We start from the raw sequence: 22886 nt of genomic DNA on the forward strand, positions 1-22886 counted from the left end.
ACCAATGAGTAATTTGTTGCCGTATGCATTTGCCCGTGATTTTGGTGTGCTGGCCAGGAGCGTCGACGGCGGCGCCGACGCCATCGAAGTGTGGATCTCCGGCGCCACCGCGCCGGCGGCGATCGCCGAAGTGTCGCGCCGGTTCGGCCGCGTCGCGCTGCGCCGCATGGAGCGCGCCGACCTCGAGGCGGCCATTGCCACCGCCTACGCCGGCGCCGGCGGCGACGCCTCGCAGGTGGTCGACGAATTCGACGCCGACCTCGACCTGACTAAGCTGCTGCAGGACGTGCCGGCCATCGAAGACCTGCTCGAGTCGTCCGACGACGCGCCGGTGATCCGCATGATCAATGCGCTGCTGACGCAGTCGCTGCGCGAAGGCGCCTCCGACATCCACATCGAGCCGTTCGAGCAGACTTCGGTGGTGCGCTTTCGCATCGACGGCGCGCTGCGCGACGTGGTCCGTCCGCGCAAGGCGATCCACGCCTCGCTGATCTCGCGCATCAAGATCATGTCGCAGCTCGACATCGCCGAAAAGCGCCTGCCGCAGGACGGCCGCATCACCTTGCGCGTCGGCGGCAAGCCGGTCGACGTGCGCGTGTCGACCCTGCCGACCGGCCACGGCGAGCGCGCCGTATTGCGTCTGCTCGACAAGGAAGCGGGCCGCCTCGACCTGTCGCACCTGGGCATGAGCCCGTCGCTGCTGCCGCAGTTCGACCGCATGATCAACCAGCCGCACGGCATCGTGCTGGTGACCGGCCCGACCGGTTCGGGCAAGACCACCACGCTGTATGCGGCCTTGTCGCGGCTGAACGCGTCGACCACCAACATCCTTACCGTCGAAGACCCGATCGAGTACGACCTGATCGGCGTCGGCCAGACCCAGGTCAACGCCCGCATCGACATGAGTTTCGCCAAGGCGCTGCGGGCGATCCTGCGCCAGGACCCGGACGTCATCATGATCGGCGAGATCCGCGACCTCGAAACGGCGCAGATCGCGGTACAGGCGTCGCTGACGGGCCACCTGGTGCTGGCAACCTTGCACACCAACGACTCGGCCGCGGCGGTGACGCGTTTGCTCGACATGGGGATCGAACCGTTCCTGCTGTCGTCGTCGCTGCTGGGCGTGATGGCGCAGCGGCTGGTGCGCAAACTCTGTGAAAGCTGCAAGCAGCCCGACGGCCAGTACTGGCGCTCGGTCGGCTGCGACAAGTGCGGCCACACCGGCTACCAGGGCCGGGTCGGCGTCTATGAGCTGCTCGAGACGACCGACGACATCCGCGCCCAGATCCACAACCGCGCCTCCGAAGCCGACATCCGCGGCGCGGCCCAGCAGCACGGCATGAAGATGATGCGCGAAGACGGCGAACGGTGGCTGCAGAACGGCACCACCACCCAGGCCGAACTGCTGCGCGTGACCAAGGACTAACACCAGATGCCCGCTTTCCGCTACGAAGCCGTCGATGCCGGCGGCGCCACCCGCAAGGGCGTCGTCAACGCCGACAATCCCCGTTCCGCGCGCGCCGACCTGCGCAGCCAGGGATTGACGCCGCTGATGGTCGACGCCATCGCCGCCCAGCTCGATGCCGCCGGCGTCGCCAAGAGCCGCGGCTTCGGCGAGCGCCTGTCGCAGATCGAGCTGGCGCTGTTTACCCGCCAGCTGGCCAGCCTGCTCGAAGCCGGCCTGCCGCTCGAACAGGCCTTCACCGCCTTGCTCGAGCAGGCCGAGCGCGCCTACGTGCGCGACCTGGTCGCCTCGATCCGCTCCGAAGTGATGGGCGGCGCCTCGTTCTCCGACGCGCTGTCGCGCCACCCGCGCGATTTCGCCGAGATCTACCGCGCGCTGGTCGCCTCGGGCGAGCAGATCGGCCAGCTCGCGCGCGTGCTGTCGCGCCTGGCCGACTACATCGAACGCAGCAACGCGCTGATCGCCAAGGTGCGCCTGGCGTTCATCTACCCGGCCATCGTCACCGTGGTGGCGTTCGCCATCGTCATTTTCCTGCTCACCTACGTGGTGCCGCAGATCGTCTCGGTGTTCGCCAACACCAAGCAGAAGCTGCCGCTGCTGACGGTGATGATGCTGGCGGTGTCGAACTTCATGCGCGCCTACGGCATCTACCTGGCGATCATCCTGATCGGCGCCGCCTTTGCCTGGCGCCGCGCGCTGAAAAACCCGGACCTTAAAAAGCGCTTCCATTTGTGGCTGCTCGACGCGCCCGTCTACGGCAAGTTCGAGCGCAGCATGAACACCGCGCGCTTTGCCAGCACCCTGGCGATCACCACCGGTTCCGGCGTGCCGATCTTGCGCGCGCTCGACACCAGCCGCGACACGCTGTCGAACGTGGCGATGAAGGACCTGGTCGAGGAGGCCAGCGCCAGCGTGCGCGAAGGCGTCAGCCTGGCGCGCGCGCTGTCGGCGCAAAAGTACTTCCCGCCGATGCTGATCCACATGATCCGCGCCGGCGAAATCACCGGCGAGCTGCCGGCCATGCTCGAGCGCGCGGCCAGCGCCCAGCAGGCCGACCTCGAACGGCGCGCGCTGACCATCGCCGGCCTGCTCGAGCCGGTGCTGATCCTGGTGATGGGCGTGGTGGTGCTGCTGATCGTGCTGGCGGTGCTGATGCCGATCATCGAAATCAACCAGCTGGTGCGGTAACCGAGGGAACCTGAAGGATGTCGATGAAGCGTATGCCAATAGTATTAACCCTGCTTGCCCTGATCCTGTTGTCGGTCTCGATCGTCTATTGGGTCATGCAGCTGTACCAGCCGGCCCAGCGTCCGCTGGCGGCGGCCGCGCCGTCGGCCATGCCGCAGCCGGGCATCGACGCCGCCGCCACCCTGTTCGGCGGCCAGGCTTCGGCCGCGGTGGCCGCCAACTACCAGCTGACCGGGGTGGTCGCGGCCGGGCGCGAAAGCGTTGCCATCATCGTCGCCGACGGCGCGCCGCCGAAGGCGCTCCAGCTGGGCAAGGAAGTCGTCGCCGGCGTCACCGTGCGCGAAGTGCACCCGCGCTACGTGATGCTGTCCGACGGCGGCGTCCTCAAGCGCATTGAACTGGCCACCGATACGCGCGCTACCAACGGCGTGCCGCCGTCTCCGCTGCCGGGCCAGCAGCAGTTCCAGGCGCAGCAGGAACAACAACAGCAACAGCAGCTGCAACAACAGCAGCAACAACAACCGCCACCGCAGCAACAGCAGCAACTGCAGATGGGCCCGGTCCTGCCGCAGCAGCAGGCGCAGCCCGCGCCGCCGCCGCCGGCACCGGCGCAGATGGCGCCGCCAACGCGCGCCGTCAATCCGAACGGCGCACCTTCGCAACTTCAGTAAGCCGGCGTGCCCAGCCTTTTGCGCCTGCGCCCAAGCCCGAGACTGTCCGTGGTCCTGACCGCCCATGTCGTGCGCGGCGCCTGCGCGCTGCTGCTGGCCGTCGCCTTGCCGGCGCAGGCCGGCGCCGAGCCGACTGCGGCGCCGACTGCGGCGCCGACTGCGGCGCCGGCGGCGCGCCCGCGCATCGCGCTGGTACTGTCCGGCGGCGGCGCGCGCGGCTTCGCCCACATCGGCGTGCTGCGCGTGCTGCGCGAACTGCGCGTGCCGGTCGACCTGGTGGTCGGCACCAGCATGGGCAGCGTGGTCGGCGGCGCCTATGCGGCCGGCGCCTCGGTGGCCGACCTCGAACGGATGGCGCGCGAGACCGACTGGGAGCAGGTCGTGGCCGACCGCCCGGCGCGCGACCAGCTGGCGTTTCGGCGCCGCGAGGAAGACGTGCTGCTGCCCTCGCGCATTGAATTTGGCGTCAATCCGCGCGGCCTGTCGCTGCCGCCGTCGGCGGCCGGCAACGCCGCGCTGGAGCAGGCGCTTGACCGCCTGCTGCCGGCCGGCACCCGCGACCTGGCCGTCAGCCAGCTGGCGCTGCCGTTCCGCTCGGTCGCCTCCGACCTGCTGACCGGCCAGCCGGTCGAGCTGGTCGACACGCCGCTGTTTTTGGCAATGCGCGCCTCGCTCGCCGTGCCCGGCGTGTTCGCCCCGGTGCGGGTCGACGGCCGGCTGGTCGTCGACGGCGGCCTGGTGCGCAACCTGCCGGTCAACCTGGCGCGCGCGATGGGCGCCGACATCGTCATCGCCGTCAATGTTGGCACCGCGCTGGCGCCCGAAAAAGAGCTCGGCAGCGCGCTCGGCGTGGCCCAGCAGATGCTGGGTATCCTGACCGAACAGAACGTCCAGCGCTCGATCAAGGAACTGCAGCCGCAAGATATCCTCGTCGCGCCTGAGCTCGACGGCGTCGGCTTTCTCGACTTCGCCCAATCCGCCGACGCGATTGCGGCCGGCGAACGCGCTGCCCGCGCGCTGGCCGCGCGGCTGGCGCCACTGGCGATGGAGGCGAAGCAGTACGCGCTGTTCGAAAACGGCCGGCTGGCGCCGCCGGCGCTGCAGGACGGCGCGCTGCCGCTGGCCAAGGTCGACGCCACCAGTTCCGGGCGCATCAACCCGCAGGCGCTGGTGGTGCAGTCCGGCCTGGTCGAAGGCAAGAGCGCCACCGTCGCCCAGGTGCGCCGCGCCGCCGACGCGCTGTACGGGCGCGGCGACCTGGCGCGGGTCGAAACCGACATCAGCGACCAGGACGGCAAGCGCAGCGTGCGGATCCGCGCCACCGAAGCGGAGTGGGCCAGCGACCGGCTGCGCGTCGGCCTCGAGCTGGCCAGCGACTTCTCCGACGCCAATACCTTCGCCTTGAAACTGATGTACGTGCGCACCTCGGTCAACCGCTGGGGCGCCGAAGTGCGCGCCGTGATGGGCATCGGCGACAAGCGCGACGCCGGCGTGCAGTTCTGGCAGCCGCTCGGCGCCGGCTCGCAATGGTACGTGGCGCCGTCGCTGCAGTACGGTTCGTCCTCGGGCGACGTGTTCGCCGACGGCCGCCGCCTGTCGCGCATCGGCTACAACGCGCGCAGCGCCAGTTTCACCTTGGGTCGCCAGCTGGGCAACTGGGGCGACGCCCAGGTCGGCGTCACCCGCCGCAGCGCCGGCACCCGCGTGGTGGTGCCGGAAGTGGCCGGCACGCCGACCGCGCGCGCGTTCGACACCACCCAGTTCCTGCGCTACCGGGTCGACACGCTCGACTCGCTCGGCTTTCCGAGCCGCGGCTACCTGCTCGACGCCTCGCTCGAGCGCTCGCCCGGCAGCAACAGCGGCGCGTCGCTGGCGCGCTCGTCGCTGGTCGGCATGGCGGCGCTGCACACCGAAAACTGGGCCGGCCACCTGTATGGCGAATGGGCCCACGCGCAGCAGGGCGCGGCGCCTTTGAACCTGGGCGGCTTCTTGCGCCTGTCGGGCACCGCCGCCGATTCGGTGCAGGGCCGCACCATCGCGTTTGCCCGCCTGGTGCTGGCGCGCCGCGTCGGCGCCTTGCCCGTCACCTTGGGCGGCACCGTGCGCGCCGGCTTCTCGCTCGAGACCGGCGGCGGCTTCGACCAGGACCTGTCGATCCGCAGCAGTTCGCGCAAGCAGGCCGCCAGCGTCTTCCTCGCCGTCGACACGCGCTTCGGCCCGGCGTATCTGGGCGCCGGCGCCACCCGCGACGGCAACCGCACGATGTATCTGTTCCTCGGGCCGAGCTGGTAGGGCCCGAACATGGGTAGCTGGTTGTCACTTGACAACCTGGTGGGTTGTGCTTACATTGGAGCTGTCGATGGCCCGTCCGGTGCATCCTAAAAAGGAGATCGAGGCTGCCTTGAAGCACGCCGAATTGCACGGCTGGCGTATCGAGGTAGGTGGATCTCACGCATGGGGAAGGATGTATTGCCCTTATAACGATAACGAATGCAGGTGCGGTCAGTTCTGTATCACCAGCGTTTGGAGCACGCCCAAGAGCGCTGCAAACCATGCCAAAGCGCTCAGGCGCGTGGTCGACAATTGTACGGCGCACCGAAAAAAACTGACAGCGGACCGGAGTACGTAACCATGGAATACTCGTTCACTCTGACATATCGATTGCCTGACGACGCAGCCGATGTGGATGAAACTGTAGAACGCTTAGGTGAGGCAGGCTGTAACGATGCGTTGATCGGGCTGGGGCAATCAGGCCGGATCGCGCTGGCGTTCGACCGAGAGGCGAACTCAGCAAGAGAAGCGATGGTGAGCGCGCTCGGCGACGTCAAGCGTGCCATCCCGGCCGCTTCTTTGATCGAAGCATCGCCAGATCTGGTCGGCCTGTCGGATGTCGCGGAAATTGTCGGCGTAAGCCGCCAGAACATGCGGAAGCTGATGATGAACTCGGCCAGTTTCCCGAGTCCCATACATGCGGGGAGTACGGTCATCTGGCATCTGGCCCATATCTTGGCGTGGCTCGATGCCAAGGGCTGCTACGAATTCGATACAAAGATTCTGGAAGTCGCTGGATCAGCGATGCTGATCAACTTTGCCAAGGAATCTCGCCAGCACGGCGCAAATATTCCGAGCGACATATCGGAAGTAACAGCTTAGCCGAATGCTCACGTAACGTGACCTGCCCGAAGCGGCAGTACCCGACAGGGGCCGCGCGTTAGCAGAGTACTCAACGCCTGACAGATGACTCGAACTGCGCGAACCTTACTCTGGCGTTCAATTTATTTGTCTGTTCAAGAAACGTGAACAGCGTTGGAGGTTGAACAGTTTAGCGTTGCCAGCCAAATCTCCCGCGACGTCATAAACCATGTACACGACTCGCAGCGATAAGCCGATGGATCCGGGAATGAAGCAGCCGCCAGCGAAGTGATCAGCCGTGCCGCCGCATCTCGGTAAAGGCGGCAAACTCCCACGACCTGAACCCGAGCAGCAAGGTAAAGCCATCGCGCTCGTCGGCCGGCAGGCGGCGGTCGCTCTGGTGCAGGCGCGCCAGTTCGGCGGCCAGCTGCTGGATCTTTTGCAGCAGCTCGCGCGCGCTCGGCAGCGACAAGCGCGCCGGCAGGCACATCAAGGTCTCGCCGGGGCCGTCGAAGCGCCCGCCGAAGTAGTCGCCCACCACGTGCTCGCGCACGTATTGCTGCACCGGGCCGTCGGCCAGCCAGTGGAACGCGTTCGATACCCGCAGGCTGTAGCGGTTCAGCGGCTTGAGTTCGATGACGCCGAGGCGGTCTAGCTCGGCAAGAAAGCCGATGCACTCCGGCTCGCTGATGGCGTACGTCTCGATGACCTGCTCGAGCGTCCAGTGGCCGAGGCAGCAGATCGCCACCAGCAACAGGCGCGGCTTGGCGATCAGCGCCTTTTCCTGCACCGCGGTGAGGGTGTCGGCGTGCGGCTGGACGTCGGCGGCGCGGCGCAGCACGTCTTCCATCGCGATGCCGCTGGCGGTGCAGATTTGCGCCAGCCGCGACAGCGCCATGTCTTTCTGGCCGAACATGCGCTTGACGCTCGATTCGCTCATGCCGATGCGCTCGGCGAGCGCCTTGTAGGTGATCGACGCGGCGCGCAATTCGGCGCGCAACACCTGCAATACCAGCTCGGGTGAGCTCATGTCTTCCCTTTCTTTTTGAAATGTACTGAAATACGCTACCTAATGTAGCGTTATATTGGACTTCGCACAAGCAGGTGGTACTTCATTCCCGGCAACAGGCAATCAAGTGCGAGCGCGGCGCCATCGGCCAACCGTTGCGTTAACCACACGCCAGCGAAAAGACAACGGGCATACCACTTTGAGCTGGATCGGCCCACCTCGACCAAGTGGTCCTATGCTGCGCTGCCGCCGGCACCCGCGGTACCCGTGGGCCGCCTTTTCCTGCTCTGAAGTTATTGCTTCTCAGCCATGAGTGCGGTATGTTCCATATTAGACATCGTGCATACCAAACAGATGCCAGTACAAGGCGGCAGCCACTGGGCGGCCACGATTTCTCAGCAAAAGCGTTCGATCGGCAAGACCATTTGCGGCGCCCTGGCAGCCGCGCCACATTCACCACAGGAATACAACATGACAGCTAGCGCGTCCCGTATGAGCAGAACAACAATTTACCTGGCGGTTTTAGCGCTGGCGCATGGCATTGCACAGGCGCAGCAGGACGCCGTGCAGCCGGCGCCGCCGCCGGTAGCGGACGCGGTGCCTGGCGAGATGCAGCAAGTGGCCGTAACCGGAACCCGCATCCGCTCGGCCAAATTGACCTCGACGAGCCCGGTGAGCCAGTTCACCGACGCCGACATCGCGCTGACCCGCGCCATCACGGTCGAAGACTTCTCGGTCAAGCTGCCGCAGCTTGCCGGCGGCGTCAACGGCACCTCGGCCGGCAGCGACGGGTTCGGCGCGCAGACGCTGGACCTGCGCAATCTCGGCCAGAGCCGCACCTTGGTGCTGATCAACGGCACGCGGGCAATTCCGTTCGGCTTTCGCAACGCGGTCGACGTCAACTTCATTCCGGCCCCGCTGCTCAAGCGGGTCGATGTGCTGACCGGCGGCGCGGCCGCCGTGTACGGCGCCGATGCGATTGCCGGCGTGGTCAATTTCGTCATCAACGACAAGTTTCAAGGGCTGCAGACGTCGGCCAACTATCGCCGCTCGGCTGACGGCGGCGCGCAAAAAGGCGTCAACTTGACAGGCGGCATGGCGCTCGGCGACAAGGGCAGCATCGTCGGCTATCTCGAAGTCACCGAACGCGACAGCGTGCTGGCCGGCGAGCGCGCGTTTGCTGGCCTGAAACCAACGCTGCGTCCCGGCACCGGCGGCAATTTCGTCGACGTCGCCAGCGGCCGCGCGTTCTCGTACACCGACGCCGGCCAGTTCACCACGGCCAAGCAGTCGACCGACTTCACGCCGGGCTACACGCTGGTGCAGCCGCTCAAGCGCGTCAACGCTTCGACCTTCTTTTCGTATGAGCTCAGCGATGCCGTCGAAGCCTACGGCCGCCTGATGTATTCGCGCGTCAACACCGTCGGCGCCCCGACCACCGGCCAGGCGCCGGCGCTGCTGTCGGGCGTTTTTGCGGTCAACGAAAGCAACACGTCGATTCCGGCCGCGGTGCGCAACCAGCTCACGTTCGTAGGCGGCGTGGCCAGGGTGCAGGTCGACCGCTCGCTGGGCGAACTGGGCGTCATCACCATCGACAACGAGCGCGATACTTACCAGGCCCAGGTGGGCGCGCGTGGCGCCGTCACCGGCAACATCAACTGGGATTTCTACGTGCAGTCGGGCCGCTCGGCCGAGTCGCTGGTCGTGCATGGCGACGCTCTCAAGTCCGGCGCGGCCGCGCTGGTGAACCGTACCAATATCTTCGGCCCTGGCGCCGACCTGTCGTCGATCGCGCAGGATTTCGACTATGGCGACCGGGTCCGCAAGCAGCTCGTCACCGCCGCCACCGTGTCGGGCGACAGCAGCGACGCGTTCAAGCTGCCGGCCGGCCCGGTCGGCTTCGCTGTCGGCATCGAGGCGCGCCGCGAGACCGGCGACTTTGCCTACAATCGGGCGCTGGCGCTGTCGTTCAACCAGGCCGCCGTCAGCGGCCCGACCGCGCCGCCGTCGTTCCGCGCCAAGGAAATCTACGGCGAAGTGCTGGTGCCGATCCTGGCCAACAAGCCGCTGATCCAGAACCTGTCGCTCGAAGGCGCCGTGCGCCGCTCGTTCTACAGCAAGTCGCTCGGCGAAGACAAGGCCTACACCACCGACAAGGTGGGCGCCTCGTGGACCGTCAACGACGACCTGCGCTTCCGTGCCACCAAGCAAAGCGTGATCCGCGAGCCGAACATGGGCGAATACGCCAACCCGGTGTTTTCGATCCCGTTCAACTCTCTGGTGACGACCGCGCGCTTGCGCCCGCGCTACCAGGGCGATCCATGCGCGCTTGGCACCGGCGACGCGGCTCAGTGCAAGCGCTTCGGCGCGCCGGCGCCGGGCTCGTACAATTCGCTCGATGCGGCGGTGCTCGGCGGCGGCTACTTCTTCGGCGGCAATCCCGACATCAGCGCCGAGAAGGGCGATACCCGCACCCTGGGCATCGTGCTGACGCCGACGTTCGTCAAGGGACTGTCCTTGACGGTCGACTACTACAGCATCAAGCTCAAGGACGCGGTCGGCCAGGTGCAGCCGGTCGACGCGCTCACCAGCTGCTACATCACCGATCCGCGCGCCGACAACCCGCTGTGCCAGGCCGTCACGCGCGACCCGGCCACCGGCCGCATCAAGGACGCTTACCCGGTCGACCGCAACCTCGCCTTCATCAAGCAGGAAGGCTTCGACATCGACGCCAGCTACAAGCACAACGTGCCGTTCGGCCTGCCGGGCAAGAAGCTCAGCTGGCAATACCAGGCGGCGGTCGTGAAGTCGTATTCGATCCAGAAGAACCCGGTGCTCGACCCGATCGACTGCAAGGGCAGCTACGGCTTCCGCTGTTCGTCGGACGCGGTGTCGCTGGTGGCGCCGGCCTACCGCCATCGCGCCTCGATGGCATGGGACTTCGATGCCGTCACGGCGCAGCTGGGCTGGAAGCGCGTCGGCAAGGTCAAGGACAGCACCGTCGGCAGCACCGAGTCGATCGGCGCGCAGGACTACTTCGACCTGAACTTCTCGCTGCGCCCGTCGATTGCCGGCCTGACCGTCAACGTCGGCATCGACAACCTGTTCGACAAGCAGCCGCCGATGCCGGCCAACGCCGCCATCTTCAACACCTATCCAGACACCTACAACGTGCTGGGCCGTTCGCTGGGCTTCACCGTCACCTACAAGCGCTGACCGGCGCATGCCTTACCCTCCGCCGGCGGCAGCGCCGGCGGAGTCTCTTTAGCGCCACGGCCGAAAGAACCGCATGTCCTCCTCCATCCTTTTTTGCGTCGTGCTCGCCTATTTCGGCGTGCTCTTCACAGTGGCCCGGCTGGCTTCGCGCAACGCGACCAGCGAGTCCTTTTTTCACGGTAACAAGAACAGCAACTGGGTCGTCGTCGCCTTCGGCATGATCGGCACTTCGCTGAGCGGCGTCACCTTCGTCAGCGTGCCCGGCCTGGTAGGGCAGAGCGGCTTCATGTACTTCCAGATCCTGCTTGGGCAGCTGCTCGGCTACCTGGTGGTCGCTTTTGTGCTGCTGCCGGTTTTCTACAAATTCAACCTGACCTCGATCTACGCCTACCTCGGCATCCGGCTCGGGCCCACCTCGCGCGCCTGCGGCGCCTGGCTGTTCCTGCTGTCGCGCTGCATCGGCGCCAGCGCCCGGCTGTACCTGGTCATCATCATCTTGCAGGAATTCATACTCGACGGCCTGAACGTGTCGTACTGGTTCAGCTCGGCGGCCACCATCGGCCTGATCGTGCTGTACACCTACCAGGCGGGCGTGAAAACCATCATCTGGACCGACCTGCTGCAAACGGCGCTGATGCTCGGCGGCCTGGTCGCCGGCGCCGCCTACCTGCTTAACGCGCTCGACCTGTCGATCGTCGACAGCTACCGCCAGATGGACGTGAAGGGCCTGGCGCGGGTGTTTTCGCACGATGTCGACAGCAGCTACTTCTGGCCCAAGCAACTGCTGGCCGGCATGCTGATCTCGATTGCGATGACCGGCATGGACCAGGAGATGATGCAGAAAAATATCTCGGTCAAGTCGCTGCGCGATTCGCAGAAAAACGTCGTCACCCTGGCGCTGGCGATGACGGCGGTGGTGTTCGTGTTCCTGTTCCTCGGTGGCTTGCTGAGCCTGTTTGCCGAAGGCGCCGGCATGACCGCCGCGGGCGACCGCATCTTCCCGGCCGTCGTGTTCCAGCACATGCCGCAGGTAATGCAACTGGTGTTCGTCATCGCCCTGATCTCGGCGCTGTTTCCCAGCGCCGACGGCGCGCTGACCGCGCTGACGTCGAGCTACTGCATGGATATTGCCCGGATGGACCAGCGCACCGACTGGACCGACCAGATGCGCCTGGCGTTCCGCCGCAAGGTGCAGCTGATCTTCGCCGTCGTCATCTTTCTGCTGCTGGTGGTGCTCAAACTGATCGACAGCCAGAGCATCGTCAACCTGATCCTGCGGCTGGCGGCGATCACCTACGGCCCGCTGCTCGGCCTGTTCTGCTTCGCCATGTTCACGTCGCGCTCGATTGCCGACCGCAAGGTGCCGCTGGTGGTGCTGTCGGTGCCGGTGCTGTGTTTCCTGCTCGACGAATTCCAGTCGCACCTGTTCGGCGCTTACCGGATCGGCCTCGAAATGCTGGCCATCAACGGCGCCCTGACCCTTGCCGGCCTGCTGGCCATCAGCGACCGGCCGCTTGCCAGGCAGGACGGCGCGGCGGCGTTTCCGTTGCCCGATCGGCTGCCGCGATGAAGACCCGTTCGCCGATTCCGTTCCAGCTCGACCGCAGTGAGGTGGTGCCGCTGTACCTGCAGATTTCGCGGCGCCTGTCCGACGCCGTCTGCGCCGGCTACTACAAGGTCAACGAGGCCTTGCCGTCGGAGCGCACGCTGGCCGAAACCTTGTCCGTGTCGCGCGCCACCGCGCGCAATGCGCTCGAGCATCTGCTCAGCGTCGGCATGATTCACCGCGTGCGCGGTTCCGGCAACTACATCGCGCCGATCCAGATGCCGCTGTCGCGCCTGAGCGGCTTTTCGGAAGACCTGACCAAGCGCGGCTACCAGCCCAGTTCGCGCTGGCTGTCGCGCATCCTGGCCGAGCCGCGCGTCGACGAGCAGATGACGCTGGGCCTGTCGCCAGGAGCGAAGGTCGCCAGGCTCGAGCGCATCCGCATGCACGACGCCGTCGCCGTCAGCTACGAAATGAGCGTGGTGCCGGCGCGCTACATTCCCAATCCGCTGGAGATCGAAAGTTCGATGTACCAGTACCTGGCGATCGGCGGCAACCGGCCGGTGCGGGCGCTGCAGCATTTCAAGGCCGTCAACGCCAGCGCCGACGTGGCCGAAAAACTCGGCGTGGCGCCGCACCAGGCGCTGTTTTTCATCCGCCGCGTCGGCTTTCTGCAAAGCGGCGCGGCGGTCGAATTGACGTCCTCGTACTGCCTCAGTGAATATTTCGACTTCGTCGCCGAAATGACTCGCGACGGCGAACCCGACCTTCCACTTCATGGAGAAGACAATGAATGACAACATCGCCAGGCTGTACCAGATCGCCGGCAAGCCGGAACGACACATCATCGGCCTGATGTCGGGCACCTCGCTCGACGGCCTCGACATCGCCTACTGCCAGGTGCGCGGCGAAGGCGAGAGCACCGCGGTGTCGCTGCTGCGCTTTGCCACGGTGCCGTATACGGACGACGTCAAGGCGCGCATCCGCGAGATCTTCGCCCGGCAGCTGGTGGACTTCCCGCTGGTGGCGATGCTCAACGAGTGGCTCGGCGAATTGCACGCGTCGATGATCCTGGCCACCCTGGCCGAGTGGGGCGTCGCGCCCGCCGAGGTCGACCTGATCGCCTCGCACGGGCAAACCGTCATGCACGCGCCGAAATCGCTGCATGGCCGCGAAGGCTACGGCAACGCCACCTTGCAGATCGGCGATGGCGACCATATCGCCGTCAAGACCGGCATCATCACCATTTCCGACTTCCGCCAGAAGCACATCGCCGCCGGCGGCGAAGGCGCGCCGCTGGCCGTGTATGGCGACTTCTATATCCTCGGCAAGGTCGGCGAGAACCGCATCCTGATGAACCTGGGCGGCATCGCCAACTTCACCTACCTGCCGGCCAGCATGAACGCGCACGAGGTGTTCGTCACCGACACCGGGCCGGGCAATACGCTGCTTGACGCCTGCACGCGGCGCTTTTTTCCCGGCAGCGACTACGACAAGGACGCCGCCCATGCCTTGCGCGGCGCGGTCAGCGACACGCTGCTCGCCGCGCTGATGGCAAGCGCCTTCTTTCGCGAACCGTTCCCCAAGACCACCGGCCCCGAATTATTCAACGTCGACTACGTGCTGCAGGCGCAGGCCGCCAGCGGCACGCAGGACCTGTCGCCCGAAGACGTGCTGGCCACGCTGACGCATTTCAGCGCGCGCACCATCGCCGCGGCGGTGTTGACGGCAACGGCCGGCATGCAGATCGACACCTTCGACGTCTACATGTCGGGCGGCGGCATGCACAACCCGCTGCTGGTCGATACGCTGAGGCAGCTGCTGCCATGCCGCTTCCGTCCCACCGATGACCTCGGCATTCTGGGCGACGCCAAGGAAGCGGTGCTGTTCGCCGTACTGGCCAACGAAACCGTGTCGGGCGGCCATTCCGACTTCGGCCGGCGCCTCGGCGTGCCATCCGTCGCGATGGGCAAGATTTCCTTGCCGTCCTAGCTATGAAAAACATGACTGCCACTGAAAGCCCGAATCCGCTGCATGCTGACCTCGACCTGTATTCCAGCGTAGCGATGGCCGAAGCCCTGATTGCCGACCAGCGCCTGGCGGTCGAGGCGGTGTACGCGGCGCACGCAAAGATCGCCGAAGCGGTCGACGCCGCGCTGCCCAGGATGGCGCAAGGCGGCCGCCTGATCTACGTCGGCGCGGGCACGTCGGGCCGCCTGGGCGTGCTCGACAGCGCAGAGCTGCACCCGACTTTCTCCTGGCCGCAGGAGCGTGCGCTGGGCATCCTGGCCGGCGGCACCAAGGCCGTGTTCGATGCGGTGGAAGGGGCCGAAGACAGTCATGCGGACGGCATCGCCGACCTCGAGCGGCACGGCGTGAATGGGCATGACGTCGTGCTGCTGATCACCGCGTCGGGCGGCACGCCCTACGTCATGGGCGCCTTGCTGGCCGCCAGGCGGGCCGGCGCGCTGACGGTGGGGTTTGCCAACAATCCGGGCGCGGCGCTGACGGCCGGCGCCGATATCGGCATCACCCTCGACACCGGCGCGGAGATGATATCGGGCAGCACCCGCTTGAAAGCTGGCACCGCGCAAAAGGTTGCCCTCAATACGTTTTCCACGATGATGATGGTGTCGATGCACAAGGTCTACGGCAACCTGATGGTCGACGTGCGCGCCACCAATAACAAGCTGGTGGCCCGCACGGTCGCGCTGACGAAGCACGCAACCGGCGCCACCGACGCGCTGGCGGCATCGACATTGCAGGCGTGCGGGCACAACGTCAAACTGGCAATCGTGGTGATCAAGACGGGGCTGGTCGCATCGGTCGCCGCAAAATTGCTCGAGGACAAAGGCGGCAGCGTGCGCGCGGCGCTCGGCGAAACGGCCAGTTGATGGGCCGGCGCCGTGATTGTGTTGTTCAATAATCGGCAAGGTATCGACGCGCGGTACTGAAGGTGCCGGCAGGCGGTGCTTTGCACAAGGCGGTGGCGGTTCCGGCGGGGAGCGGTGACACTTCAGTCATGGCCTGATCGCGGGTGCCCTTGAGGGCGCCCGCTGGCGGCCCCCACCTTCCCCGACTCCAGGACACGATGCCAATGCCGCGCCGCAGTCTGCCGCTGGCGCTGACCATCGCCGTGCACGTGTTGCTGCTGGCATGCTTCTACCTGGCCCGGCCCGCAGTGCCGCAATTGGCCGGCGCCGGCCCGCAGCGCAGCATGCTGATGCTGGTCCTTCCCAAGCTACTACCCGTAGTTAAGCAGGAAATCACGAAACCGGTCGTGCGGGCTACGGCGCGGCCGCAGGCGCCGGTGGCGCGGGCGCTACCGCCGCGTCCCGCGCCGGACGCGCCGCAGGCGCCGGTGCCGGTCGCAGTCGAGCCCGACGCGCCGCTGCCTGACGCGTTCGCTGCCGCGCCGGTTGCCGGCGACCTGGCAGAGCGCGCCCGGCGCGCCGCCGGAAAAATCGACCGCCAACTGCGGGCCGGCAAGCCGGTCGCCCTGAGCGCCGACGCGCGCCAGGCGCGCTTCGAGCGGATCATGGCCAGTGCCTATATCGACAAATCGAACACGCTGACGGTGGACCGCTACGAGTCCGGCGACGGCGTCATCATCGAACGGCTGACGCGCGGCGGCAAAAGCAGCTGCTACATGAGCGGCACCATCAACTTCGTCCCCGGCATCCTGCGCGACAGCAGCAAGCCGAAGGGCGTCAGTTGTCCGCCCGCAGAAGCGGGCTGGACGCGCAAGTAGCGTGCGTTGCCGGCTTGCGCCAGACGGCGTATTGAAAATTGAACATTGACTGGCAGAGCGCCGCACCCCTATATTGCAGTACGCCTTTCTCATCGCGTAAGCAAAGGAGTTCAAATGACGTGGTTGCTGTGGATAGGCCTGGCTGTATGCCTGCTGGCGGGGTTTGCTGCCGGGCTGGCTGCGTATGGCGCCAGCAGATGGACAGCGGCTACCGCGGCACTGACGCGCGAACTGGAGGCGGCCCGGGTCGGCGCGCAGTCGGGCCCGTCACGCGCGACGCGCTACGACGCCGCCGAACTGGCGGGGTTGCCGGCGCCGGTGCAACGCTACTTCCGCGCGGTACTGACGGATGGCCAGCCGATCATCGCCGCCGCCACGATCGACATCACCGGCACGTTCAACCTGTCGGCAACCGGCGAACAGTGGAAGCCGTTCACGTCGAGCCAGCGCGTTGTCGCGCGCCGTCCGGGTTTCTTGTGGAACGCGCGCATTTCAATGCTGCCCGGTTTGCCGGTGCGCGTGGTCGACTGCTACATCGCCGGCAAGGGACGCCTGCACGCCGCCATGCTTGGCTTGTTCACGATGGCCGACGTCAGCGGCGGCGGCGAGCTTGCCCGCGGCGAGTTCATGCGCTTTTTCGCCGAAGCGGCCTGGTACCCGACCGCGCTGCTGCCCAGCCAGGGGGTGAGCTGGGACGCGCAGGGCGACCGTTCGGCAAACGCCACAATCGTCGACGGCCCGCTCACCTTGACCTTGCTGTTCAGGTTCAACGATGCCGGCCTGATCGATTCGTTTCGCGCCGAGGCCAGGGGCGCCGGCGTGGGCAAGGAAATGGTCATGCTGCCCTGGGAAGGGAGCTGGTCGAACTACCAGGTGCGCGACGGCATGACGGTGCCTTTCAGCGGCGAGGTGGGGTGGATGCGGCCGCAAGGGCGCAGGCCTTACTTCCTTGGTACCGTCACGGCGCTCGCCTACGAGTTCGCGCCGTGAGGGCACGGGCGAAGATCGCCGCCTTCGACCGGGGTCCGACCGGGTCAGTGCCGGCAAACGTACACGAGCTGAACTGTACGAAAACGACAACGACCAACGACCGGGGTCAGTGCCGGCAAACGTACACGAGCTGAACTGTACTGAGGACCGGCAGCACCTTTTGCGGCCGAGGCCGTGTGCGATTGCCGGCACTGACCCCGCATGAAACGGGCAGCACCTTTTGCGGCCGAGGTCGTGTGCGATTGCCGGCACTGACCCCGCAGAAACGCATTTCTAAGAGTCGCCGCAGCCGCTAAGAAGGGGGCACAAGGAACGCGGATCACCAGAATGGTATCGCCGCGTGCGCGAGGATGACGAGCCGGGGGCTTTCGCAACAGCCTCGTGCGCCAGGAGTCATTTCTGCCAGCGGCAGGATTGACCGTTTTGGAGTTAACACGCTTGCAGGCATGAGACGAGCTCATCTGATACGATGGGTTCATGAAAACACAACTAGCCCGAATCGCTGTTATTGCCGCCGCCACCTTGCTCGCGGCGCACGCCGGCGCGCAGGAGAACATCACCGCCAAGGGCGTCGCCGCCCTCGAACAGGCCAAGCGCAGCGCCGTCGAGGCGGACAAGGATATCCGCGCCGCCGAACCGCCGCCGCCGGAGAAAAAGCCGCCGGCCCTCAGCGGCGGCGAATCGGCGTCGGAGCGCTTCGACAAGGCGGCCGAAGGCGCCTTCAACGACCGCTCCAAAACGCGCACGATCGACCACTACCGCTCGGCCGACGGCGTCGTCATCGAGCGCATCACCTACGCCGGCAAGAGCTATTGCGTCACCAGCAGCACCGTCAACTACATCCCGGGCATCCTGCACGACAGCAGCAAGGCGCGCGAAGTGACGTGCCCGCCGGCCGACGCGGGCTGGGTGCGCAAATAATTCAGGACCTGGCGAGCCCGGCAACACGTCTCGCCATGGCGCCTGCACAGCACAGGCCCGTCAATCAGGCGCATCGGGGATCAGACCCGCGTCGCGCATGACTTTCTGCTCATCCTCGTGGGATATCCAAAACACCGCTTTCGGTCCCGTTCCTGGGTCGTAGAGAAAATATGTGATGTAGAACTTAATTGAGCGGCTGACCCGGATCCTTCTCGAACAACATATGCCAGTGGACTTTGGCCATCGTGTAATGGTCATCGAGCGCTGTCGCCTTGACGTCCAGCACTTTCGCGTTCCTGAAGCCGATCTGTTGAAAAAAGGCCTTGCGCGCGGAAATTACATCCCGAAAACCTTCGTCGTTGCGCCCGCACACCACCCCGCCCGGATCGGCTCCCATGAATTCCTGCGTGTAGAGGGAACAGACCAGGTCTGCATCGGATGTGTTCGCCCCCTCCTCATACCGGGCAAAGAATTGCTGGATCTTATCCATGATTCTTATCCTTTTGCCAGATTTGCCAAGCGTAGGTGTTGTCAGTCGCTCAGTTGTCGTCGGCCACCAGCTTGGCCTTGGCCAGCGCGCGCTTTTCGGATTGGCGCTGCGCCGTGGCGCCCTTGGTGTGCGGGCCGGCGGCGCGCAGCTTGGCCGCCACAGCGACCGGGTTGCGCGGCTTGCCGAACCGCTGCGACGGTTCGATCTTGACCTGCATCTTCTGGCGCGTCGCCAGTGCCTTGTTCGCCATCGGCTTCTCCTGCTTTACAAAACGTAACGCGACAGGTCCTCGTTCTCGGCCAGCTTGTCGAGCCGCTCGTTGACGTAGCCGGCGTCGATCGACACCACCTGGCCGCCCGATTCGCTGGCCGTAAACGACACTTCCTCGAGCAGCTTCTCCATCACCGTGTAGAGCCGGCGCGCGCCGATGTTCTCGGTGCGCTCGTTGACCGCAAACGCGATCTCGGCCAGGCGGGTGATGCCGTCCGGGGTAAACGTGATCTTCACGTCCTCGGTCGCCAGCAGCGCTTCGTACTGCGTCGTCAGGCAGGCGTCGGTGGAAGTGAGGATGCACTCGAAATCGGCGATCGACAGCGATTCGAGTTCGACGCGGATCGGAAAGCGCCCCTGCAGCTCGGGAATCAGGTCGGACGGCTTGGCCAGGTGAAACGCGCCGGACGCGATGAACAGGATGTGGTCGGTGCGGATCATGCCGTACTTGGTGTTGACGGTGGTGCCTTCGACCAGCGGCAGCAGGTCGCGCTGAACGCCGGCGCGCGAGACGTCGGCGCCGCCCACTTCCGAGCGCGACGCGATCTTGTCGATCTCATCCAAAAAGACGATGCCGTTCTGCTCGACGTTGGCAATCGCCTTCTGCTTCATGTCGTCTTCGTTGATCAGCTTGCCTGCCTCTTCCTCGGCCAGCAGCTTGATGGCGTCCTTGATCTTCATCTTGCGCGGCTTCTTGCGGGCGCCGCCGATGCCGGAGAACATGCTCTTGATCTGCTCGGTCATTTCTTCCATGCCCGGCGGCGCCATGATTTCCATCTGCGGGCCGGCCTCGGCCACTTCGATCTCGATCTCGCGCTCGTCGAGCGCGCCTTCGCGCAGCCGCTTGCGGAAGGTCTGGCGCGTGCTGTCGCCGTCCTTGGCCTCGCTTGGCGCGGCGGCAACATTGAAGCCGAAGTCGCGCGACGGCGGCACCAGGATGTCGATGATGCGGTCTTCGGCGGCGTCCTCGGCGCTCTGGCGCACCTTGCGCATTTCGCTCGCGCGCGTCTGCTTGACGCCGATGTCGATCAGGTCGCGGATGATGGTGTCGACGTCGCGCCCGACGTAGCCGACCTCGGTGAACTTGGTCGCTTCGATCTTGATGAACGGCGCGTCCGCCAGGCGCGCCAGGCGGCGCGCGATCTCGGTCTTGCCGACCCCGGTGGGGCCGATCATCAGGATGTTTTTCGGCGTGATCTCGTGGCGCAGCGGCTCGGCCACCTGCTGGCGGCGCCAGCGGTTGCGCAAGGCGATGGCAACCGCGCGCTTGGCCTTGCCCTGGCCAACCACGTGCTTGTCGAGTTCGGAAACGATTTCAAGAGGGGTCATGTTCATAGGTGTGCTCAGTCCAGCGTTTCGATGATGTGGGAAAGGTTGGTATAGATGCACAGCTGGCCGGCGATGGTCAGCGATTTCTTGACGATCTCGGCCGGCGACAGGTCGGTGTTTTCCTGCAGCGCCTTGGCCGCGGACTGTGCATAGATGCCGCCGGAACCGATCGCGCCGACACCGTCTTCCGGCTCGAGCACGTCGCCATTGCCGGTGATGACCAGGGTCGATTCGTGGTCGGCCACCAGCAGCATCGCCTCGAGGCGGCGCAGCACGCGGTCGGTGCGCCAGTCCTTGGCCAGTTCGACCGAGGCGCGCAGCAGATTGCCCTGGTGTTTTTCCAGCTTGCCTTCGAAGCGGTCGAGCAGTGTGAAGGCGTCGGCGGTGCCGCCGGCAAAGCCGCACAGCACCTTGCCCTGGTACAACTTGCGCACCTTGCGGGCAGTGCCCTTCATGACGATGTTGCCCAGCGTAACCTGGCCGTCGCCGCCCAGCGCAACTTGCTTGCCGCGCCGCACGCACAAGATGGTGGTGCCGTGAAATTGTTCCATTGTCTGCCTCGTAGTGGTCCAACTACCAAACATTGGGGGTGCTGGGCCAAATTGCAAGACGCCGGCCCGGACGGTCAGTACTTGTGCGGAAACAGACGCGCCACTTCCTGGAATCCCATCAGTTTGAACAGCGCGGCCACCAAATGGTTCACGTCGCGCAGTTCGATCGTCTTGTCGGCGGCGGCCAGCGCGCGCAAGCGCTTGTGCAGCGCGGCGGCGGCGGCGTAGTCGACCCGCGCCAGGCGCGAGCAATCGAGCACCACCGGCTGGAATTGCGCCGCGTAAGCGTCGATGGCGTCAAACAGCGGCGCGCTGGCGCCGTCGATCAGCGCCGGCAGCAGGAAACGGTCGGAGCGCGACTGCGCCTGCGCGCCGGCCGCGTTGGCCACATTCGCCGGCGCCTCGAACGAGGGCGGCGACAGCTCGTAGGTGACGCAGTAATCCATCGCCGCCTCTTCGAAGTCTTTTTCGCGGTTCATCAGCTGCAGCAGTTCGAGCAGCAGCAGCCACGGCGCCTCGCTGGCGTCGCGCTGGCCGATGGCAATCGTGGCGCGCACCGTCTCGGCCAGTTCGGTGGCGCCGGCGACGATCAGCTCGCGCCCGCCGCCGCGCAGCAGCACCAGCGCAGCCAGCAGTCGCGCACAGCCTTCCGGCGTCACTTCCCGCACGCGGCCAAATTCGAGCCGCGTGGCCGGGCTGCTGGTGGCCAGCTCGAGCAGCCGCGCCAATTGCGGGGTGATCGCCGCGTCGAGCACCGGGCCGAACGACTCGGTCGGCGTGACGCCGGCGAGCGCATGTTCGGCGCCGGCCAGCGGCAGCGGCTGCCAGGTCGGCGGCGATGTTTCGAAGCGGCTGGCGTAGTCGATCGCAATGTCGTCGAATGCGTCTTGCTGGCCGCCGGCCTGGTACAGGTCGAACAGCATCCACCACACGGCGCGCTCGTCGCGGCCGGCCTCGGCCAGGCTGGCCAGCAGCATCTGCTCGGCCACTTCCGGCTGGGCGTTGGCGTACATGATGGCGATTTCCTCGATCACCGGCTCGGTGCCGGGGGCGGCGGCATCGGCCACGAGTTCGTCGGCCAGCAGCTCGGTGGTGGCCAGTTCCAACAGCGGCAAGGTGTCGGTGCTTGTGTCGGCGGCGATCTGCGCTTCGGTGCGCACCGGCCGGCGCGTCTGGCTGCCCCAGGCCGGCTCGGGCTCGTTGAAGATGTCGAACGCCATCGCCGACTCGATGGCGTCGATCTTGGCGGTGGTGGCGCGGGCGATCTCGCGCTGGCGCGCGCGCTCGGCTTCATTGTCGAGGGACAGGCGCGATGGCTCGCCGCTGCGCAGCCGGGTGTCCGGCCCGGCGCTGTCGGCCTGCCCATCTTTCTTCCTGAAGAAGGAGAAAATTCCCACGTCGGTTCCTGTGTAGCCAAATTGCCGCTGTGGCGTCGCCACCGGCCGCCAGCGGGGGCACGGCGGCGGGCCGGCGGCGTCAAGCGCGCCGCGGTGTCGCCATAGTGTATCCCATGGGCAAGCTATTGGCGCGCACGGCAGCTTCGCCAAAGCAAAAAAGCATGCGACAACGGCGCATGCTTTTCTGGTTCAGCCCGACGCCTGCGCGGCTCAGTCGCCGTACAGCTTCTGCTTCAGTTCGCGGCGTTGCTGCGCTTCCAGCGACAAGGTCGCGGTCGGACGGGCGATCAGGCGCGGAATGCCGATCGGCTCGCCCGTTTCTTCGCACCAGCCGTAGTCGCCGCCGTCGATCGCGGCGATCGACTGCTGCACTTTTTTCAGCAGCTTGCGCTCGCGGTCGCGCGTGCGCAATTCCAGCGCGTGCTCTTCCTCGATGGTGGCGCGGTCGGCCGGATCGGGCACGAGCACCGTTTCGCGCAGGTGTTCGGTGGTTTCGCCGGCGTTCTTGAGCAGGTCTTTTTCAAGCTGCTGCAAGCGCGCCTTGAAAAACGCCAGCTGCGCCGGGTTCATATAGTCCTTCTCGTTCATCGCCCGGATTTCATCTTCGGACAGGAGACGGATTTCTGTGGTCGCGGCGGGGGAGGATTTAGTTGTTTTAGTCATGACTTCACTTACCTTCGATACGACAGAGGTTTTCATTTTATCAGCTAACTCGGCCGTTTCATCCGGTTCTGCGCCGGACCTTTCAGCTAAGTTCACTACCTTGGCGGCCTGCTGCGCTGCCACCTTTTTGTTGCCTGCGCCCGCTTTCGCGGCCGGCCTCGTTACGCCATCCTTGACACTATCCTTCACGCTTTCCTTGACGGCCATCCCGATGTTCCTCTCGCCGCAACGGCGCGTTGCCATTCGTGGTCCAGCAGGCGCCGCCCGTGCGCCGGCGTGCGATCGTAAAGCCGGGAT

21 protein-coding genes are annotated in these 22886 nt (G+C 65.9%); 14 read left to right on the forward strand and 7 right to left on the reverse strand.

Annotated features, from left to right (window positions below):
• Nucleotides 1–4 precede the first annotated feature (4 nt).
• The 6 genes from gspE to CR105_RS02675 all read left to right on the forward strand — a co-directional run bounded on the left by gspE (nt 5) and on the right by CR105_RS02675 (nt 6477).
• On the forward strand, nt 5–1426 hold the full coding sequence (gspE, locus tag CR105_RS02650) for a type II secretion system ATPase GspE (RefSeq protein ID WP_099786856.1): 1422 nt from the start codon (nt 5–7) through the stop codon (nt 1424–1426).
• 6 nt (nt 1427–1432) lie between these two features.
• Entirely contained in the window at nt 1433–2653 is a 1221-nt protein-coding gene (gspF, locus tag CR105_RS02655; protein WP_099786857.1) for a type II secretion system inner membrane protein GspF, read from the forward strand.
• A gap of 32 nt (nt 2654–2685) precedes the next feature.
• Nucleotides 2686–3324, forward strand: a complete 639-nt coding sequence (locus tag CR105_RS02660) for a type II secretion system protein N (RefSeq protein ID WP_229413560.1) — start codon at nt 2686–2688, stop codon at nt 3322–3324.
• Between the two features lie 48 nt (nt 3325–3372).
• Nucleotides 3373–5616, forward strand: a complete 2244-nt coding sequence (locus CR105_RS02665) for a patatin-like phospholipase family protein (RefSeq protein WP_099786858.1) — start codon at nt 3373–3375, stop codon at nt 5614–5616.
• 67 nt (nt 5617–5683) lie between these two features.
• Nucleotides 5684–5953 carry a hypothetical protein gene (locus tag CR105_RS28775; protein ID WP_099786859.1) on the forward strand — a complete coding sequence of 90 codons (270 nt, stop codon included), beginning with the start codon at nt 5684–5686 and terminating at the stop codon, nt 5951–5953.
• Between the two features lie 2 nt (nt 5954–5955).
• The gene (locus CR105_RS02675; RefSeq protein ID WP_099786860.1) at nt 5956–6477 is read left to right on the forward strand and encodes a helix-turn-helix transcriptional regulator; all 522 of its coding nucleotides are present in this window, start codon (nt 5956–5958) and stop codon (nt 6475–6477) included.
• A gap of 271 nt (nt 6478–6748) precedes the next feature.
• Here CR105_RS02675 and CR105_RS02680 read toward each other — a convergent pair whose 3' ends face one another.
• The gene (locus CR105_RS02680) at nt 6749–7486 is read right to left on the reverse strand and encodes a helix-turn-helix domain-containing protein (RefSeq protein ID WP_099786861.1); all 738 of its coding nucleotides are present in this window, start codon (nt 7484–7486) and stop codon (nt 6749–6751) included.
• 471 nt (nt 7487–7957) lie between these two features.
• On the opposite strand from CR105_RS02680, the gene CR105_RS02685 reads away from it, so the two are divergent.
• The 8 genes from CR105_RS02685 to CR105_RS02720 all read left to right on the forward strand — a co-directional run bounded on the left by CR105_RS02685 (nt 7958) and on the right by CR105_RS02720 (nt 17889).
• The gene (locus CR105_RS02685; protein WP_099786862.1) at nt 7958–10681 is read left to right on the forward strand and encodes a TonB-dependent receptor plug domain-containing protein; all 2724 of its coding nucleotides are present in this window, start codon (nt 7958–7960) and stop codon (nt 10679–10681) included.
• Nucleotides 10682–10754: 73 nt separating this feature from the next.
• The gene (locus CR105_RS02690) at nt 10755–12251 is read left to right on the forward strand and encodes a sodium:solute symporter (RefSeq protein ID WP_099786863.1); all 1497 of its coding nucleotides are present in this window, start codon (nt 10755–10757) and stop codon (nt 12249–12251) included.
• Complete coding sequence (locus CR105_RS02695) at nt 12248–13024, forward strand: GntR family transcriptional regulator (protein WP_099786864.1); 777 nt, start codon at nt 12248–12250, stop codon at nt 13022–13024. Before CR105_RS02690 ends, CR105_RS02695 begins: the two co-directional genes overlap by 4 nt.
• Nucleotides 13017–14219 (forward strand): anhydro-N-acetylmuramic acid kinase, encoded by a 1203-nt coding sequence (locus tag CR105_RS02700; RefSeq protein WP_099786865.1) that lies wholly within the window; start codon nt 13017–13019, stop codon nt 14217–14219. The genes CR105_RS02695 and CR105_RS02700 overlap by 8 nt, the downstream gene beginning before the upstream one ends.
• A gap of 11 nt (nt 14220–14230) precedes the next feature.
• Nucleotides 14231–15121: an N-acetylmuramic acid 6-phosphate etherase gene (murQ, locus tag CR105_RS02705; protein WP_099786927.1), complete on the forward strand. Its 891-nt coding sequence runs from the start codon at nt 14231–14233 to the stop codon at nt 15119–15121.
• Nucleotides 15122–15324: 203 nt separating this feature from the next.
• Nucleotides 15325–15978 carry a hypothetical protein gene (locus CR105_RS02710; RefSeq protein WP_099786866.1) on the forward strand — a complete coding sequence of 218 codons (654 nt, stop codon included), beginning with the start codon at nt 15325–15327 and terminating at the stop codon, nt 15976–15978.
• Nucleotides 15979–16092: 114 nt separating this feature from the next.
• A complete protein-coding gene (locus tag CR105_RS02715) occupies nt 16093–16968 on the forward strand; it encodes a DUF6920 family protein (protein ID WP_099786867.1) in 876 nt (291 codons plus the stop codon).
• A 477-nt stretch (nt 16969–17445) separates the two neighbouring features.
• Complete coding sequence (locus CR105_RS02720; protein WP_131021862.1) at nt 17446–17889, forward strand: hypothetical protein; 444 nt, start codon at nt 17446–17448, stop codon at nt 17887–17889.
• A 184-nt stretch (nt 17890–18073) separates the two neighbouring features.
• On the opposite strand, the gene CR105_RS02725 is transcribed toward CR105_RS02720, so the two are convergent.
• The 6 genes from CR105_RS02725 to dksA form a co-directional block, all read right to left on the reverse strand.
• The gene (locus tag CR105_RS02725) at nt 18074–18379 is read right to left on the reverse strand and encodes a DUF6841 family protein (protein ID WP_099786869.1); all 306 of its coding nucleotides are present in this window, start codon (nt 18377–18379) and stop codon (nt 18074–18076) included.
• A gap of 49 nt (nt 18380–18428) precedes the next feature.
• Nucleotides 18429–18629, reverse strand: coding sequence for a hypothetical protein (locus CR105_RS02730; protein ID WP_099786870.1), 201 nt, complete (start codon nt 18627–18629; stop codon nt 18429–18431).
• Between the two features lie 14 nt (nt 18630–18643).
• Nucleotides 18644–19984 (reverse strand): ATP-dependent protease ATPase subunit HslU, encoded by a 1341-nt coding sequence (hslU, locus tag CR105_RS02735; protein ID WP_180288067.1) that lies wholly within the window; start codon nt 19982–19984, stop codon nt 18644–18646.
• 8 nt (nt 19985–19992) lie between these two features.
• Nucleotides 19993–20529 carry an ATP-dependent protease subunit HslV gene (gene hslV, locus CR105_RS02740; RefSeq protein WP_099786871.1) on the reverse strand — a complete coding sequence of 179 codons (537 nt, stop codon included), beginning with the start codon at nt 20527–20529 and terminating at the stop codon, nt 19993–19995.
• Between the two features lie 74 nt (nt 20530–20603).
• Nucleotides 20604–21926, reverse strand: coding sequence for an STAS domain-containing protein (locus CR105_RS02745; RefSeq protein WP_099786872.1), 1323 nt, complete (start codon nt 21924–21926; stop codon nt 20604–20606).
• Between the two features lie 210 nt (nt 21927–22136).
• Complete coding sequence (dksA, locus tag CR105_RS02750; RefSeq protein WP_229413568.1) at nt 22137–22832, reverse strand: RNA polymerase-binding protein DksA; 696 nt, start codon at nt 22830–22832, stop codon at nt 22137–22139.
• Nucleotides 22833–22886 lie beyond the last annotated feature (54 nt).

Source organism: Massilia eurypsychrophila (assembly GCF_002760655.1).
GTDB lineage: Bacteria > Pseudomonadota > Gammaproteobacteria > Burkholderiales > Burkholderiaceae_D > JAFCUW01.

What these genes read in the sequence shown, in the direction of transcription:
- CR105_RS02725 (WP_099786869.1), bottom strand. Translation starts at nt 18,379, where the DNA reads ATGGATAAGATCCAGCAATTCTTTGCCCGGTATGAGGAGGGGGCGAAC.
- CR105_RS02660 (WP_229413560.1), top strand. Translation starts at nt 2,686, where the DNA reads ATGCCAATAGTATTAACCCTGCTTGCCCTGATCCTGTTGTCGGTCTCG.
- CR105_RS02690 (WP_099786863.1), top strand. Translation starts at nt 10,755, where the DNA reads ATGTCCTCCTCCATCCTTTTTTGCGTCGTGCTCGCCTATTTCGGCGTG.
- CR105_RS02695 (WP_099786864.1), top strand. Translation starts at nt 12,248, where the DNA reads ATGAAGACCCGTTCGCCGATTCCGTTCCAGCTCGACCGCAGTGAGGTG.
- CR105_RS02720 (WP_131021862.1), top strand. Translation starts at nt 17,446, where the DNA reads ATGAAAACACAACTAGCCCGAATCGCTGTTATTGCCGCCGCCACCTTG.
- CR105_RS28775 (WP_099786859.1), top strand. Translation starts at nt 5,684, where the DNA reads ATGGCCCGTCCGGTGCATCCTAAAAAGGAGATCGAGGCTGCCTTGAAG.
- gspF (WP_099786857.1), top strand. Translation starts at nt 1,433, where the DNA reads ATGCCCGCTTTCCGCTACGAAGCCGTCGATGCCGGCGGCGCCACCCGC.
- hslV (WP_099786871.1), bottom strand. Translation starts at nt 20,529, where the DNA reads ATGGAACAATTTCACGGCACCACCATCTTGTGCGTGCGGCGCGGCAAG.
- CR105_RS02675 (WP_099786860.1), top strand. Translation starts at nt 5,956, where the DNA reads ATGGAATACTCGTTCACTCTGACATATCGATTGCCTGACGACGCAGCC.
- gspE (WP_099786856.1), top strand. Translation starts at nt 5, where the DNA reads ATGAGTAATTTGTTGCCGTATGCATTTGCCCGTGATTTTGGTGTGCTG.
- CR105_RS02730 (WP_099786870.1), bottom strand. Translation starts at nt 18,629, where the DNA reads ATGGCGAACAAGGCACTGGCGACGCGCCAGAAGATGCAGGTCAAGATC.
- CR105_RS02700 (WP_099786865.1), top strand. Translation starts at nt 13,017, where the DNA reads ATGAATGACAACATCGCCAGGCTGTACCAGATCGCCGGCAAGCCGGAA.
- CR105_RS02685 (WP_099786862.1), top strand. Translation starts at nt 7,958, where the DNA reads ATGAGCAGAACAACAATTTACCTGGCGGTTTTAGCGCTGGCGCATGGC.
- CR105_RS02715 (WP_099786867.1), top strand. Translation starts at nt 16,093, where the DNA reads ATGACGTGGTTGCTGTGGATAGGCCTGGCTGTATGCCTGCTGGCGGGG.
- CR105_RS02680 (WP_099786861.1), bottom strand. Translation starts at nt 7,486, where the DNA reads ATGAGCTCACCCGAGCTGGTATTGCAGGTGTTGCGCGCCGAATTGCGC.
- hslU (WP_180288067.1), bottom strand. Translation starts at nt 19,984, where the DNA reads ATGAACATGACCCCTCTTGAAATCGTTTCCGAACTCGACAAGCACGTG.
- CR105_RS02710 (WP_099786866.1), top strand. Translation starts at nt 15,325, where the DNA reads ATGCCGCGCCGCAGTCTGCCGCTGGCGCTGACCATCGCCGTGCACGTG.
- murQ (WP_099786927.1), top strand. Translation starts at nt 14,231, where the DNA reads ATGACTGCCACTGAAAGCCCGAATCCGCTGCATGCTGACCTCGACCTG.
- dksA (WP_229413568.1), bottom strand. Translation starts at nt 22,832, where the DNA reads ATGGCAACGCGCCGTTGCGGCGAGAGGAACATCGGGATGGCCGTCAAG.